The organism is Streptomyces sp. NPDC091281 (assembly GCF_044757425.1).
Taxonomy (GTDB): domain Bacteria; phylum Actinomycetota; class Actinomycetes; order Streptomycetales; family Streptomycetaceae; genus Streptomyces.
The window spans coordinates 1-15,667 of sequence record NZ_JBIVUY010000024.1 but is presented as its reverse complement, the minus strand read 5'-3'; the positions used below and the strand labels follow the sequence as shown (position 1 = coordinate 15,667).

Sequence of the window (15,667 nt, the reverse complement as noted above, 5' to 3'; positions counted from 1 at the left end):
GGCGGCCCCCCGGGGGGGGGGGGGGCCCCCCCCCCCCGGGGCGGCGGGGGGGGGGGGGGGGGGGGGGGGGGGGGGGGGGGGGGGGGGGGGGGGCCCCCCCCCCCCCCCCCCCCCCCCCCGCCCCGACGTCATCCTCTGAACGCGGTGACGGCCGCGGTGGCGGGCCCGCGGTCATCATCCGAAAAACTTTCTCGTGTCCGAGGGGTTGCCGGACCAAAGACGTCATCAGTTAAATCAAGTCGTGAACTAAGCGCCTTCCGGGGCTTGTTCGCATGTCACGTTACGGCGGGATCGCGGCGACGCGGTTCCGTACTTCCACGTTGCGCCCTCAGCAGTTCCTCAGCACCCGCATCCAGCGCAGGGAATCAGCATGAGACTCAGATCCCTGGGTGTCTCGCTAGCCGCCACGGCAGCGTTGCTCACCCTCCCCACGACCCAGCCGACGGCCGCCGCGGCCGATCCGCTCCTCTCCCAGGGGAAGACGGCGACGGCGTCCTCGTCCGAGAACGCCGCGACCGGTGCCGCCCTGGCCGTGGACGGCGACCTGGGCACCCGGTGGTCCTCGGCCGCCTCGGACAACCAGTGGTACCAGGTCGACCTGGGCGCCTCCGCCACGGTCAGCCAGGTCGTCCTCCGCTGGGAGGCCGCCTACGGCAAGGACTACAAGCTCCAGATCTCGCCCAACGGGACCTCCTGGACCGACCTGAAGACCATCACCGGCGGCGACGGCGGCACCGACACCGTCGACGTCAACGGCCAGGGCCGCTACGTGCGGTTCCAGGGCGTCGCGCGGGGCACTCCGTGGGGCTACTCGCTGTGGGAGTTCCAGGTCTACGGCACCACGGGCGGCACCCAGCCCACCGCCTGCGACGCGGCCAACGCGGCCCAGGGCAAGCCGGCCACGGCGTCCTCGACGGAGAACGGCGGCACCCCCGCCTCCGCCGCCTTCGACGGCAACGACGGCACCCGCTGGTCCAGCGCGGCCTCCGACCCTCAGTGGGTCCAGGTCGACCTGGGCTCGGTGCGCAGCCTCTGCAAGATCGACCTCAACTGGGAGGCGGCGTACGGCCGTGACTTCCAGATCCAGGCCTCGACCGACGGGCAGAGCTGGAACACCCTGCGCAGCGTCACGGGCGCGACCGGCGGCCGGGCGAGCTACGACGTGAGCGGCCAGGGCCGCTACGTCCGTATCAACGGCACCGCGCGCGGCACGGCCTACGGATACTCGCTGTGGGAGGTCGGCGTCCACACCGGCTCCGGTCCGACCAACCCGCCGATCGAGGGCGGTGGCGACCTCGGTCCCAACGTCATCGTCGTCGACCCCAGCACCCCGAACCTCCAGCAGAAGTTCGACCAGGTCTTCACCCAGCAGGAGTCGGCCCAGTTCGGTTCCGGGCGCTACCAGTTCCTGCTGAAGCCGGGCACCTACAACAACATCAACGCCCAGCTCGGCTTCTACACCTCGATCTCCGGCCTCGGTCTCAACCCCGACGACGTGCAGATCAACGGTGACGTGACGGTCGACGCGGGCTGGTTCAACGGCAACGCCACGCAGAACTTCTGGCGTTCGGCGGAGAACCTGGCGATCACGCCGTCCAACGGCACCGACCGGTGGGCCGTGGCGCAGGCCGCGCCGTTCCGCCGTATCCACGTCAAGGGCGGCCTCAACCTGGCGCCGAACGGCTACGGGTGGGCCTCCGGCGGCTACATCGCCGACTCGAAGATCGACGGCACCGTCGGCCCGTACTCGCAGCAGCAGTGGTACACCCGCGACAGCTCCGTCGGCGGCTGGACCAACGGCGTGTGGAACATGACGTTCACGGGTGTCCAGGGCGCCCCGGCCTCCAACTTCGAGACCGGCCCGTACACCACGCTGGACACCACGCCGATCTCCCGCGAGAAGCCGTTCCTGTACCTGGACGGCAACGAGTACAAGGTGTTCGTGCCCGGCAAGCGCACCAACTCGCGCGGCGTGTCGTGGCCGGCGAACGCGGGCGGCTCCTCGCTCCCGCTGAGCCAGTTCTACGTCGTCAAGCAGGGCGCGACCGCGGCCACCATCAACGCGGCGCTGGCCCAGGGCCTGAACCTGCTGTTCACGCCGGGCGTCTACCACCTGGACCGCACGATCGAGGTCAACCGCGCCAACACGGTCGTGCTGGGCCTCGGCCTGGCGACGATCATCCCGGACGGCGGCGTCGACGCGATGCACGTCGCGGACGTCGACGGTGTCCGGCTGGCCGGCTTCCTGATCGACGCCGGGGCGTCCCGCTCCAACACGCTGCTCCAGCTCGGCCCGGCCAACTCCGGCGCGGACCACGCGGCCAACCCGACCACGATGCAGGACGTGTTCGTGCGGATCGGCGGTGCGGGCCCCGGCCTGGCCACCGACTCGGTCGTCGTCAACAGCGACGACGTGCTGATCGACCACACCTGGATCTGGCGCGCCGACCACGGCGAGGGCGTCGGCTGGGAGACCAACCGCGCCGACTACGGTCTGCGGGTCAACGGTGACGACGTCCTGACGACCGGTCTGTTCGTCGAGCACTTCAACAAGTACGACGTGGTGTGGAACGGCGAGCGCGGGCGCACGATCTTCTTCCAGAACGAGAAGGCCTACGACGCCCCGAACGAGGCCGCCATCACCCACGACGGCATCGTCGGCTACGCCGCCTACAAGGTGGCCGACTCGGTCAACACCCATGAGGCGTGGGGCCTCGGCAGCTACTGCAACTTCACGTCCGACCCCACGATCGTGCAGCAGCACGGCTTCCAGGTCCCGGTGAAGCCCGGGATCAAGCTGCACAACCTCCAGGTGGTCTCGCTCGGCGGCATGGGCCAGTACCGCCACGTCGCGAACGACACGGGGGCGCCCACCTCGGGCACCAGCACGATCCCGTCGAAGCTCACGCAGTTCCCGTAGGCCCGGCCCGGGGAACCGGGTAGGACCCACCTGAAAGAACCGGCCCGTCCGCGTCAGCGGACGGGCCGGTTCCGTGTGCGGTGCCCCGTGCGACGTGGCGTCGGCGGGGGTCAGGCGTCGGCGGAGCGGGTCAGGACGTCGGTGACCACGCGGCGGACGCTCGCGCGGGCCTCGGCGGGCAGCGCGCCGAAGTCGGTGCGCTCCAGGAGCCGTACGGCGTCCTCGGGGTCGCCCTCGTAGGGGAGGCTCTCGCTGAGCACCTCGTAGCCGTCGCGGGCGGCGACGCGCAGGGTGCGGCGGCCGTCGCCCCGCGCGTGGACGGCGGCGCCCACGACGAACGGCGGCGGGCCGCCCGCGTCGGCCGCGTCCTTGTGGTAGCCGCTGACGACGGGATCGCGCCAGCGCAGACCGAGCAGCAGGGGGCGCTTGGCGACGACCTCCGCGAGGTCCGTCTCGTACACGCGGTCGGCCTCCAGGACCGTGGCGCGGGCGTCGAGGACGAGCGCGGCGGGCAGCAGACAGCGCAGGGTGCTGCCGACGACGTTGCCGCCGACGGTGGCGCTGCGGCGGACGGCGCCGGTGCCGATGGTGGACGCGGCGCGGCGCAGCACCTCCGGCATCTCCTCGCCGACCCGGGACAGGGTCACAGCGGCGCCCAGGGTGCCGGGCGCGACGGCGTTGGCGGCGGGCAGTTCCCGCAGGGACATGGCCAGTTCGGGGAAGCCGTCGCGTTGCCAGGTCGCCCAGACGAGGGTGGCGCCGCCGACCGGCACCGCGCCCTCCGCGAGACACTCCTGCGCTTCGGATATGGAGGTGGGAAGACGCACCAACACCGCAACCGACCTGCCTTCCCGGGACGTGGGCGGGGTCCGGAACCGACGCCTCCGCCCGGTGATCACTGGCACTGGCAATTCTGCCCAGGCACGCGGGGGCGCGTACAGGGCTCACGCATACGGAATGTGCGCCCCTCGCGTGGGTGGCGGCCGTACGACGTCCGTGCGAAAACCCGTTGCGAGCAGCGGTCCTCCGCCGGACGCTGGCCCCATGTCCTACGCCCTGCGTCCCGCCACGCTCGCCGACGCCCCCGCCGTCACCGCCCTGCTCAACGCGATCGACGTCCTGGAGATCGGCCGCCCCGAGACCGATCTGCACACGGTCGAGGCCGAGTTCAAGCATCCCGAGACCGATCTGGCGCGGGACTCCTGGCTCGCCCACGACGGGGAGACCCTGGTCGCGTACGGGCTGCTGTGGGACGAGTCGGAGGGCGAGCGGATCGACATCGACCACTACGTGCTGCCCGAGCACCAGGCGGCCGGGGCGCTCCTGCTGGACACGATGGAGGCGCGGGCGCTGGAGAAGGCGCGGGAGAACGGCGCCGCGCGGGCCGTGGTCCACCTCCACCTGAACGTGAAGCCGACCCTGGACACGGCGCTGCTGCGCGGCCGGGGCTGGGACACGGTACGGCGCTACCACGTCCTGCGGCGCGCCCTGGACCCGGCGGCGGACCGGGCGCCGGAGATCCCGGCGGGCGTACGGCTGCGGCCCTGCGCGGACGAGGCGGACCGGGAGCGGGTGCACGCCCTGTACCAGGCGACGTTCGCCGAGCACTTCGACTTCCAGCCCCGCGCCTACGCGCAGTGGCTCCAGGACATCGACGGGGCGGGCCTGGACTGGTCCCTGGTGTGGATCGCCGAGACGGACGCCGCCGGGGAGGCCGGGTTTCTGATGGCGCGCGACGACCGGGAGGCGATGGGCTGGATACGCAGCATCGGTGTCACCCGTGAGGCGCGCGGGCAGGGCCTCGCGGGGCTGCTGCTGCGGCACGCCTTCGCGGTCTTCGCCGCGCGGGGCCGCGACACGGTCGGCCTCGGCGTCGACACCTCCAACTCCACGGGCGCGCCCCGGCTCTACGCCCGCCACGGCATGTCGGTGCACTACGCGGTGGACACGTGGGAGGCGGTCCTGAGCCGACCCTGACGGGGGTGGCAGGGCGGCGCGCGCCGATCAGGGGGCGGCCGGTTCCGGCCCAGGCGGCGGACCGGCGGGGGGACCGGGCGGGCCCGAGGGGGCGTGGTACGGCGGCGGGAACCCGGCTGCGGAACCGTACGGTCCGTACGGGGCGAACGGGCCGTAGGGGGAGCCGTAGGCGGGCGGGGGGAGCGGCGGGGCCGGGGGCGTCGCCACGGCGGTGCGGGCGGGCGGACGGCGGCGGGCGAGCCAGAGGACGGCGGCGACGTACAGGGCGACGCCGGTCAGGTCGGTGAGGACGACCGCCCAGGGCGCGTCGGCGGCCGTCTCGTCGCTCGCGAGGCCGTCCACGACCGCCGCGGAGACGCCGAAGGCGAAGAGGTTGTTGACGACGTGCAGCCCGATCGCGGCCTCCAGTCCGCCCGTGCACGCGGTCAGCCAGCCCGCCAGAGCGCCGTAGACGAGCAGGTCGGCGAAGCCCCAGGGGGTGCCCCAGCCGTGGGCGGCGGCGAACAGGACGGCCTGCGGCAGCGGGGCCGCCCACGGCGAGCGCACGAACGCGCCGACGGCCTGGAGGAGCCAGCCGCGGAACAGGTACTCCTCGGCCGCGGCCTGGAACGGCACCAGCACGAGCAGCAGGACGAGCGCGGGCAGGAACACCTCCCAGCCCGCCCACACGGCGGGCGGCTCGTCCGCCGGGGCGGGCAGCAGCAGCACGGCGCCGCCGCTCAGCGCGAGCACGGGCAGCGCGACCAGCAGGCACCGTCCCAGCCACGGCCACCGCAGCCGCCCGGTCACCGAGGAGACGGTGCCCGCCGGACGGCGGCCGGTCCAGCGCACCGCGAGGAGGACGACGGGGAGGAAGGCAGCGATCAGGAGCAGGTCGACGGCCGTTCCGGAGAGGGGGCCGAAGGCGACGGTGCCGTCCGGGGCGTCGGGGTAGCCGTGGGCGGCCCCGGCGGCCGAGGTCAGCACGTCGAGGAGACCGACGACGAGGACGTACGCCACCAGCACGAACAGCGTGCCCAGCAGCGGCCGCCACCAGCGGTGGCGGCCCGTGACATGCGCGAGACGGTGGAAGCCGAGCCGCTGCCCGGGGGCCGCGGGCGCCGGGGCACGGTCTGCCGCCGGGCCGGTGAACGGGCCCGAGGGGTACGGCGGACACGGCGAGTACGGCGGCGGCGCGGCGGGCGGGAACGTCATGCCCCCAGCATCTCCCGCGGCCCCGGGGCGGGCATCGGCCGCCCGCAGGAACGGGCCCTCCACCCTCGGGTAGAGGCGGGTCCGGTACCGGGGGTGGGGGTCGCGGTCCGGGAACCGGCCGTAGGGTCGAAGCGACATGGAGACGACACGGAACTGGCTGCTCCCCACCCTGCTCGCGGCGGCGCAGCTCGCCTGGCTGGGGCCCGCCGCCGGTCCGGCCGGGGTGACACCGCCCGGACCGGCGGCGACGGCGGCCGTGCTGGTGGCGATGGCCGTGGAGACGGTGGCCCTGGGCCGTCGGCGGCGGGAGCCGGTCCAGGCGCTCGCGGGCGCGCTGCTCGCCGTGGCGATCGGCAGCACGGCCTGGGACGCGGGCTACTTCGGGGTGAGCCCGCTGATCGCCCTGTACTCGGTGGCGGTCCGGCGGCCGGTCCCGGTGGCGCTGCGGGCGCTCGCGGCGGCGGTCGCGGTGGAGTGGCTGCTGTCCCTGGCGCGCCTCGGCGCGGGCGCCGCGGTCCTGCCGGAGTGGGCGATCGCGGCGCTGGTGTACGTGGGGTGCGCGGCGGCCGGTGAGGGGCGGCGGCAGTGGCTGGGCGGCCGTTCGGCGGCGGCCCGCAGACTGGCGGGCGCCGAGGAGGCCCGGCGCCGGGCGGGCGACCGGGAACGGCGGCGGCTGGCACGCGAGTTGCACGACGTGAGCGCCCACCATCTGACGTCCGTCGTCATCTCCGCCGACGCCGCACTGCGGTTGGGCGGGTCGCGGCCCGAACTCACCGCCGAGGCGCTGGCGTTCGCCGGACGGACCGGGACGGAGACGCTCACCGCGCTGCAACGCGTCGTCGGTCTGCTGCGCGACTCCGACCGGGAGCACGGACGCCCGATGACCGAGCGCGTGGTGGAACTGATCGCGGGATTCGGCCGGTTGGGGCCGCCGGTCGCGACGGAGCTGCCCGGTGACCTGGCCGGTCCGGCCGGGGAGGCGGTGCACGGCATCGTCCGGGAGGCGCTCACCAACGCGCTGCGGCACGCGCCGGGGTGTGCGGCACGGGTGACGGTGCGGCGCGGCGACGGCGTCCTCGACCTCACCGTGGAGAACGCCCCGCCGCGCTCCCCCGCGCCGTCCGGGGCGGGCGCCCTGGGCTCGGGGCGCGGGGTCGCCGGGATGCGGGAGCGGGCGGCGGCCGTCGGCGGCGAACTGACCGCGGGGCCGGGACCCGACGGCGGCTGGCGGGTCCGGGCCACCCTGCCCGACAGCTCCGGGCCGCCGCCCCTGCCCGTCGCGGAACAGGCCTGGTGGGGTACGGCGTTGCGCGGGCGGCGGCTCGCGGACCCGGCGCTGGCGTTCACGGCGGTGGCGGTGCCGCTGCTGCTGGCGCTGATCGGCGTGCAGGACTGGGACGGCGTGGACCCGCGGGGGACGGTTCCGCAGCTGCTGCTCCTGACCGTGCTGCTCACCGCGCACAGCCTGCCGCTGCTGTGGCGGCGGCGCGCCCCGTGGGCGGCGCTCCTCGCGGTCCTGGCCACGGCGTGGGTGTGGCCGCCGATCGCGGCGGTGACGGGGCTGCCCGGCCGGGTCTCGGAGAACCTCGCGGGCGGCATGCTGGCCGAGTTCCTGGCCGTGTACGCGGTCGCGGTGTACGACCGCGGGGGCTCGCGGACCTGGCCCGCGTGGGTGGCGGGGGCGGTGTCGGTGGCGGGGTGGCTGATCGGGACGGCCGCCGCGGACGGCGAACTGTCCGACGAGGTCCCGGCCCGGGTGGTGGCCGCCTTGCTGTTCGTGCCGTTGGTCCTGGTGCTGGCGGCGCCGTTCGCCGCCGTCTGGGGGGCCGGACTGGCCGTGCGGCGCCGCCGGTTGCGGGTCCTCGACCGGGACGACCACGCCCTCACCACCGCCCTCTGGCTGGCGGAGCGCGCCGCGGACGCCGAACGGGGGCGGCTGGCGGCCCGGTTGCGGGACGCGGTGCTGCGGCACACCGCGGCGCTGGTGCGGGCGGCCCACGACGGCCGGCTGACGGAGGTGGCGGAGGAGGCCCGCGCGGCGCTCGCCGCGATGCGTGAACTCCTGCGCGGGCTGGGCGAGTCGGAGGACCCCGCCGGGCGGCTGACGCCGGTGCCCGGGGTCGCGGACCTGGACACGCTGTGCCGGACGCTCGGCGGGTCCGGCCGGGCGGTCACGCTGCGCGGGCTGCCCGAGGCGGGGCGGGACCTGCCGTTCACGGTGGCGCTGTCGGCGTACCGGATCGTCGAGGCGGCGCTCGCCGCGGGCGACCAGGGGCCCGCCCGGGTCGTCCTGCGGCGGCGGCGCGACACCCTGCGGGTCACCGTGACCGGGGTGCCGCTGGCGGTGGTGGGGCCGGTGGCGGAACGGCTGCGGGTGCAGGTGGGAGCGGGGCCGATCACGCTCGAACCGGCCGGTATCGTACGGGTGTCGCTGCCGGTCGCGCCCGGCCCGGAGGCCGCCCCGCCCGCCGGGGCGAGCGGGTCCGCGGTGCCCGTCCGGTCCGTCGAGGAGGAGTACCCGTCGTGATACGCGTGATGGTCGTCGACGACCAGGCGGTGGTGCGGGCCGGTTTCGCGGCGATCGTGGACGCCGAGCCGGACATGACGGTGGTCGCGGAGGCCGGTGAGGGGGCGTCGGCGGTGGAGCTGGCCGCCGCCGGGACGACGGACCTGGTGCTGATGGACATCCGGATGCCCGGCATGGACGGCCTGACGGCGACCCGCCTGGTCACGGCGGCGCCGGGCGCGCCGAAGGTGCTGGTCCTCACCACCTTCGACCTCGACGCGTACGTGTACGACGCGCTGCGCGCCGGGGCCTCCGGGTTCCTGCTCAAGGACGCGCGCCCCGAGGAACTCCTCGCCGCGATCCGGGTGGTGGCCGCCGGGGAGGGCATCCTCGCCCCGACGGTGACCCGGCGGCTCATCGACACGTTCGCGCAGGGCGCCCCGAGCCCGCCGTCCGTCACCGGCGCCCTGTCGGCGCTGACCCCGCGCGAGCGGGAGGTCCTGCTGCACGTCGCGTCGGGCCTGGCCAACGCGGAGATCGGCGTGGCGCTCGGCGTGACCACGGGCACGGTGAAGACCCATGTCAACGCGGTGCTGTCGAAGCTGGGCGTCCGCGACCGGGTCCAGGCCACGATCCTCGCGTACGAGTGCGGTCTGGTCCGGCCGCGGGGGACGGCTGCGGGCGCCTGACGGCCAGGGCCTGTCCGACGCCCGCCGCCCTGGGTGCCCGTGGTCGCCGTCAGCGCAGTTCGACCAGGAGGTCGCCGCCCTCCACCTGCTGGATGCGGTGGATGGCGAGGCGGGCGATCCGTCCGGTGCGCGGGGCCGTGATGGCGGCCTCCATCTTCATCGCCTCGATGGTGGCCACCGTGTCGCCCGCGGCGACCTCGTCGCCCTCGGCGACGGCCAGGGTGACGACGCCCGCGAACGGGGCCGCGACCTGGCCGGGGTCGGAGCGGTCGGCCTTCTCGGTCGCCGGGATGTCGGAGGCGGCCGCCCGGTCCCGTACCTGGATGGGCCGCAACTGGCCGTTCAGGGACGACATCACGGTCCGCATGCCGCGCTCGTCGGCCTCGCCGACCGCCTGGAGTTCGATGAGCAGCCGCACACCGGGTTCGAGGTCGACGGCGTATTCCTTCGCCGGGCGCAGCCCGTAGAAGAAGTCCTTGCTGTCGAGGACGCTGGTGTCGCCGTAGGCGTGGCGGTGGGTGTCGAAGTCCCGGGTCGGGCCGGGGAAGAGCAGGCGGTTGAGGGTGGCGCGGCGGGTCTTCTCCAGTCCCTCGCGGTCCTCGTCGGTGAGGGCGGTGACGGGCCGGGGTTCGGCGCGGCCCTGGAGCGCCTTGGTGCGGAACGGTTCGGGCCAGCCGCCGGGCGGGGTGCCCAACTCGCCCCGCAGGAAGCCGATCACGGAGTCGGGGATGTCGTAGCGGTCCGGCGAGGTCTCGAAGTCGGCCGGGGAGACGCCCGCGCCGACCAGGTGCAGGGCGAGGTCGCCGACCACCTTGGAGGACGGGGTGACCTTGACGAGGCGGCCGAGGATGCGGTCGGCGGCGGCGTACATCGCCTCGATGTCCTCGAACCGGTCCCCGAGGCCCAGCGCGACGGCCTGGGTGCGGAGGTTGGAGAGCTGCCCGCCGGGGATCTCGTGGTGGTAGACGCGCCCGGTGGGCGAGGCGAGGCCCGCCTCGAAGGGGGCGTAGATCCGGCGGACGCCCTCCCAGTACGGTTCCAGGTCGCCGACGGCCTGGAGGTCGAGGCCGGTCGGGCGGGCGGAGTGGTCGGTGGCGGCGACGATCGCGGACAGCGACGGCTGCGAGGTGGTGCCCGCCATGGAGGCGACGGCGCCGTCGACGGCGTCGGCGCCCGCCTGGATCGCGGCGAGGTAGGTGGCGAGCTGCCCGCCCGCCGTATCGTGGGTGTGCAAATGCACCGGCAGGTCGAACTCGCGGCGCAGCGCGGTGACCAGGGTCGCGGCGGCGGGCGCGCGCAGCAGTCCGGCCATGTCCTTGACGGCCAGGACGTGCGCGCCCGCCTCGACGATCTGCTCGGCCAGCCGCAGGTAGTAGTCGAGGGTGTAGAGCCGCTCGGACGGGTCGGACAGGTCGGCGGTGTAGCAGAGCGCGACCTCGGCGACGGCGCTGCCCGTGGCGCGTACGGCGTCGATGGCGGGCCGCATCTGGCCGACGTCGTTGAGGGCGTCGAAGATGCGGAAGATGTCGACGCCGGTGGCGGCGGCCTCCTGCACGAACGCGTCGGTGACCTCGGTGGGGTACGGGGTGTAGCCGACGGTGTTGCGGCCGCGCAGCAGCATCTGGAGGCAGATGTTGGGCACGGCCTCGCGCAGGGCGGCCAGCCGCTCCCAGGGGTCCTCGGCGAGGAAGCGCAGCGCCACGTCGTAGGTGGCTCCGCCCCAGCACTCCAGGGAGAGGAGTTGCGGCAGGGTGCGGGCGACGACCGGGGCGACGGCGAGGAGGTCCTTGGTGCGGACCCGGGTGGCGAGCAGCGACTGGTGGGCGTCGCGGAAGGTGGTGTCGGTGACGCCGAGGGTGGGCGACTCGCGCAGGGCGCGGGCGAAGCCCTCGGGGCCGAGGTCCACGAGCGACTGCCGTGATCCGGCCGGGGGTTCACCGGCGGGGAGCGGGGGCAGCTTGGTGACCGGGTCGACCAGTTCGGGCCGTTCGCCGTGCGGCCGGTTGACCGTGACGTCGGCCAGGTAGGTGAGGAGCTTGGTGCCGCGGTCGGCGGAGGAGCGGGCGGTCAGCAGGTACGGGCGTTCCTCGATGAAGGACGTGGTGACGCGCCCCGCCTGGAAGTCGGCGTCGTCCAGGACGGCCTGGAGGAAGGGGATGTTGGTGGCCACGCCGCGGATGCGGAACTCGGCGACGGCCCGCCGGGCGCGTCCGATCGCGGCCGGGAAGTCCCGTCCCCGGCAGGTGAGTTTGACCAGCATCGAGTCGAAGTGGGCGCTGATCTCCGTACCGGCGTGGGTGGTTCCGCCGTCGAGCCGGATGCCGGAGCCGCCGGGGGAACGGTAGGCGCTGATGCGGCCGGTGTCGGGGCGGAACCCGTTGGCGGGGTCCTCGGTGGTGATGCGGCACTGGAGCGCCGCGCCGCGCAGGGTCACCGTGTCCTGCGACAGGCCGAGGTCGGCGAGGGTCTCCCCCGCGGCGATGCGCATCTGGGCCTGGACGAGGTCGACGTCGGTGACCTCCTCGGTGACGGTGTGCTCGACCTGGATGCGCGGGTTCATCTCGATGAAGACGTGGCGGCCCTCGCGGTCGAGGAGGAACTCGACGGTGCCCGCGTTGCGGTAGCCGATGCGGCGGGCGAAGCGGACGGCGTCGGCGCAGATGCGGTCGCGCAGCTCCGGGTCGAGGTTGGGCGCGGGCGCCACCTCGATGACCTTCTGGTGGCGGCGCTGCACCGAGCAGTCCCGCTCGAAGAGGTGGATGACGTCGCCCGTGCCGTCGGCGAGGATCTGCACCTCGATGTGGCGGGGGTCGACGACGGCCTTCTCCAGGAAGACGGTGGGGTCGCCGAACGCGGAGGCCGCCTCGCGGGAGGCGGCCTCGATCGACTCGCGCAGCGCGGCCGGGTCGTCAACCCGGCGCATGCCGCGCCCGCCGCCGCCCGCGACGGCCTTCACGAAGACGGGGAAGCCGATGTCGTCGGCGGCGCGCACCAGTTCGTCGATGTCGTCGGAGGGCGCCGACGAGCCGAGGACGGGCACTCCGGCCTCGCGGGCGGCGGCCACCGCGCTGGCCTTGTTGCCGGTCAGTTCCAGCGTGCGGGCGTCGGGGCCGACGAAGGTGATGCCCGCCTCCTCGCAGGCGCGGGCGAGTTCGGGGTTCTCCGACAGGAATCCGTAGCCGGGGTACACGGCGTCGGCGCCGGCGCGGCGGGCCGCGGCGACGATCTCCGCGACGGACAGGTACGCCCGGACCGGGTGTCCCGGCTCGCCGATCTCGTAGGCCTCGTCGGCCTTGAGCCGGTGCAGGGAGTTGCGGTCCTCGTGGGGGAAGACGGCGACCGTGCGCGCGCCCAGCTCGTATCCGGCGCGGAACGCCCTGATCGCGATCTCGCCTCGGTTGGCGACCAGCACCTTGCGGAACATCGTGAATCCCTTCAGCCTGCCGGTGACGGCACCATGGTGTCGGTGTCGTCACCGGAGTGCCATGTGAGGAGTGACACTCAACCGGCCTCTTCCGTATCGCCGGATTCCGGTAGCGCGGTGTGGTCGGGGTGGCCGACGGTCCGCCGGGCCTCCTTGAGTTCGGCCTCGTAGAGGTGGTCGCGGCCGCCCGCGAGTGCGTCGACGGCCGCCCGTTCCAGGTCCTTGAACGCCTGGTAGTAGGTGCGGTCGTAGGCCTCGACGATCTGGTACGTCCAGTGGCCGGGGATGACGTTGCGGCCGACGATCTCGGTGACCAGGCGCTCGGCCCACGCCACGTGTCCGGCCTCGCGCAGCAGCGCGACCGCCTTGTCGAGCTGGAGGTCGGCGGTGCCGGTGAGCTGGTGGAAGCCGTAGAGGTGGCCGCGGGCGCGCTCAGTGGTCTCCAGGGCCCTGGACAGCGCGCCGAGCGCGTCGACGGTGGCGTCGTCGACGCCCGCGGGGCGGCGGTGGCGGGGATCGGGGACGTCGGGGGCGTCCGGGGCGTCGGGGTCGCCGTGCTGTTCGGGGTGCGGGTCGGAGTGCGGGTCCATGGTGTCGCCTGTCCCCCGGACCCGGCCGGGTAGGCCTGCGGCGGGCCGGGTGGTTCGGATGGGGCGGGTGGGGCGGTCCGTGCCGGAGGGGTGACAGCCGAGAGCCGCACCCCTGGGCGCCGGGAAGGGCGCGGGAGGGTGCGGCACTGGCGTCCCGGTGATGCGGGGCACGGGTCGTGGGCGGAGGGTTCGGAGGAGGGGGTGAGGGGCGGGGGTCGGTGGCGGGCTGCGTCGGGGGCCGTCAGGCGCGTTCCGGGTCCAGTAGCGTCTGCAAATGGGCCATGCAGGGCGTGCAGTGACGGTCGGTCTCGTTGGCGGCCGTCACGCCGGTGGCGGAGACAACGGTGCCGCACAGGCTGGTCCCGTGGTGGGGGATCACCACGTGCCACACTTGCTGCTCACCGCCACCCGACGCGAGGCCCACCTTCATCTCGTACACGGCTCGTCCCTTCTGTCGGGCGTGCCTCCAGAAGACCCCGGACGGCGGGCCGGGGCCCGTCGGGGCGGGCCATTCGGGGGAGCCGGTAGCCCGTCCGCCCGACCCGGGTGGCGGGATCGGGCGGACGGTGGCAGAGTCCCGGCGCCGCGAGCGTGCGCGGGCCGGGCCCAGGGGACGGTGCGGGTGGGGGGCCGGGTCAGCCGGCTCGTTTCTGCGGCCGGTGGACGGTCAGCGACGCCACTTCGTACGCCATGCGCGTCGCCCCGGGCTCCGGGGCCGGGTGGTAGCGGCCGGCGCAGACCGACAGGTTGACGATGAGGTAGGCGGACCAGGTGCGGCCGACGCCGCGGCCGTCGGCGAAGACGGTGGTGCCGTTGAGCGACCAGGTCACGTTGCGTACGCCGAACTCGACGCCGAGGTCGATCCAGGCACCGGGCCGGACGGCCTCGTCGCGGTGGTAGAGCTGGCCGCCGCGGACGTGGTTGGTGAACTCCAGCAGGTCGGGGTTGTCGGGGTGGTACTCGAAGACGTCGATCTCCTGGCCGCCGTCCCGCCAGGTCCACACGGCGGGCCAGGCCCCCATCTCGGTGGGCAGCCGCACCCGTGTCTCCAGCCGGTCGCCCGCGCGGACCCGGAAGTCCTCCTCGCTGCCCTCGGTGGTGAGGAGGCCGGTCTTCCAGAGTCCGTCGCGGCGGCGGGTGGCGCGGAAGGTCCCGCCGCGCGAGTAGGCGGGGTCGGCGGTCAGGTGGTCGAGTTTGTTGTCCCCGGGATTGACCGGGCCGCCGTCGGGATAGGCCCAGGAACGGCCGGCCACCCACTGGCTCTCGGAAGCGAAGTCGGCTCTGAAACAGACGTCGGACATCGGCGTACTCCTCGCCCTCACGTGCCCTGGACGGGGAGCCTCCCCTTTGCACTCGCACCCATGCGGCGGCGACCACGGGAGGACGGCGCGGCCACCCAGGTGGGGGACGCGAAATCCGTACGGCTGTACGGAGGGGGAACGTACGCGCACGCCCTGCGGTGCCTACGACGTGCCTCGGCGGCCGGGCGGGCGGCGCCCTCGGGAAAGTAGCCGGTCCGACGGCGTGCTGGCGACCTGCTCGGCGACCGCAGGCCGGTCAGGCGCCGTCCTCGGGGTCTTCCGCGCCGGTCTTCCGGCGCAGCCCCGTGCCCTTGCTGTACGCGTACAGCAGCGCCAGCCCCGCGACGGCGGCCACGGCGGTCCCGGTCGCCAGGACGGCGCCGGTCGGGAGGGCGGGCCGGGTGGTCCGGGGGTGCCGCAGGGAGTCGGGGACTCCGGCGCCCGTCGCGGTCACGCCGAGCCAGGAGCCGACGGAGGCGACGGAGGCCGCGGAGCCCACGGACAGCACCGACAGCCAGCTGCCGACGGACCCGACCGACAGGGCGGAGCCGACCGAGCCGACGGAGAGGGCGCTGCCCACCGAGCCGATGGACAGCACGCTGCCGACGGACCCGATGGACAGGAAGCTGCCCACGGAGCCGATCGACAGGGCTGACGTGCCGGACCCGCTCGCGGACCGGGCGGCCGGGGTGCGGGCGTGCTTCTTCGTCATGCTCCGATCCTCGCAGAGCCCGCGGCGGCTGTCGTCCGCTCGGGTGACGCGGGCCGCCCGCGCGGACGGCCGACTAGGGCCTTTCTTTCGGATCTGGTCGGCCGCGAGGTGCGGTGCGTCCTGGCCTGACCCGAGCGGGGTCTGGTGCGTGCAGCTGCAAGGCGGAGGAGGGCGTCAACGCGGAGCGTTGGCAACCGACGACAACGCGGCAGATGTGCGTGCCAGACCCCGCGACCGACGGCAAGATCCGAAAGAGAGGCCCTAGGCGTTGTCTTCAAATGATCACGGTTGGTGGATCATGGTGTCGTGATACGTCGTCATGAACTGTCCGACATCGAGTGGGAGTTCGTCCGG

At 74.4% G+C, this 15,667-nt stretch carries 11 protein-coding genes; 4 read left to right on the top strand and 7 right to left on the bottom strand.

Going from position 1 to position 15,667, the window contains the following annotated elements:
• Window positions 1–370: 370 nt before the first annotated feature.
• Window positions 371–2,920 carry a discoidin domain-containing protein gene (locus tag ACIQPQ_RS37425; RefSeq protein WP_401313383.1) on the top strand — a complete coding sequence of 850 codons (2,550 nt, stop codon included), beginning with the start codon at window positions 371–373 and terminating at the stop codon, window positions 2,918–2,920.
• A gap of 110 nt (window positions 2,921–3,030) precedes the next feature.
• On the opposite strand, the gene ACIQPQ_RS37420 is transcribed toward ACIQPQ_RS37425, so the two are convergent.
• A complete protein-coding gene (locus ACIQPQ_RS37420) occupies window positions 3,031–3,753 on the bottom strand; it encodes an FAD binding domain-containing protein (protein WP_401313380.1) in 723 nt (240 codons plus the stop codon).
• A 211-nt stretch (window positions 3,754–3,964) separates the two neighbouring features.
• Between ACIQPQ_RS37420 and ACIQPQ_RS37415 the strand changes: the two genes are divergently transcribed.
• A complete protein-coding gene (locus tag ACIQPQ_RS37415) occupies window positions 3,965–4,897 on the top strand; it encodes a GNAT family N-acetyltransferase (protein ID WP_401313378.1) in 933 nt (310 codons plus the stop codon).
• 27 nt (window positions 4,898–4,924) lie between these two features.
• Here ACIQPQ_RS37415 and ACIQPQ_RS37410 read toward each other — a convergent pair whose 3' ends face one another.
• On the bottom strand, window positions 4,925–6,091 hold the full coding sequence (locus ACIQPQ_RS37410; RefSeq protein ID WP_401313375.1) for a lysostaphin resistance A-like protein: 1,167 nt from the start codon (window positions 6,089–6,091) through the stop codon (window positions 4,925–4,927).
• A 136-nt stretch (window positions 6,092–6,227) separates the two neighbouring features.
• Between ACIQPQ_RS37410 and ACIQPQ_RS37405 the strand changes: the two genes are divergently transcribed.
• Both ACIQPQ_RS37405 and ACIQPQ_RS37400 read left to right on the top strand, forming a co-directional pair.
• Entirely contained in the window at window positions 6,228–8,618 is a 2,391-nt protein-coding gene (locus ACIQPQ_RS37405) for a sensor histidine kinase (protein ID WP_401313372.1), read from the top strand.
• Window positions 8,619–8,626: 8 nt separating this feature from the next.
• Window positions 8,627–9,286 (top strand): response regulator, encoded by a 660-nt coding sequence (locus ACIQPQ_RS37400; RefSeq protein WP_383775610.1) that lies wholly within the window; start codon window positions 8,627–8,629, stop codon window positions 9,284–9,286.
• Between the two features lie 49 nt (window positions 9,287–9,335).
• Here ACIQPQ_RS37400 and ACIQPQ_RS37395 read toward each other — a convergent pair whose 3' ends face one another.
• The 5 genes from ACIQPQ_RS37395 to ACIQPQ_RS37375 all read right to left on the bottom strand — a co-directional run bounded on the left by ACIQPQ_RS37395 (window position 9,336) and on the right by ACIQPQ_RS37375 (window position 15,313).
• Window positions 9,336–12,710, bottom strand: coding sequence for a pyruvate carboxylase (locus ACIQPQ_RS37395; protein ID WP_401313369.1), 3,375 nt, complete (start codon window positions 12,708–12,710; stop codon window positions 9,336–9,338).
• A gap of 77 nt (window positions 12,711–12,787) precedes the next feature.
• Window positions 12,788–13,300, bottom strand: coding sequence for a hypothetical protein (locus ACIQPQ_RS37390; protein ID WP_401313366.1), 513 nt, complete (start codon window positions 13,298–13,300; stop codon window positions 12,788–12,790).
• 241 nt (window positions 13,301–13,541) lie between these two features.
• On the bottom strand, window positions 13,542–13,739 hold the full coding sequence (locus tag ACIQPQ_RS37385) for a hypothetical protein (RefSeq protein ID WP_383775532.1): 198 nt from the start codon (window positions 13,737–13,739) through the stop codon (window positions 13,542–13,544).
• 196 nt (window positions 13,740–13,935) lie between these two features.
• Window positions 13,936–14,601: a beta-glucanase gene (locus tag ACIQPQ_RS37380; RefSeq protein ID WP_383775535.1), complete on the bottom strand. Its 666-nt coding sequence runs from the start codon at window positions 14,599–14,601 to the stop codon at window positions 13,936–13,938.
• A gap of 256 nt (window positions 14,602–14,857) precedes the next feature.
• Entirely contained in the window at window positions 14,858–15,313 is a 456-nt protein-coding gene (locus tag ACIQPQ_RS37375) for a hypothetical protein (RefSeq protein ID WP_401313362.1), read from the bottom strand.
• Window positions 15,314–15,667 lie beyond the last annotated feature (354 nt).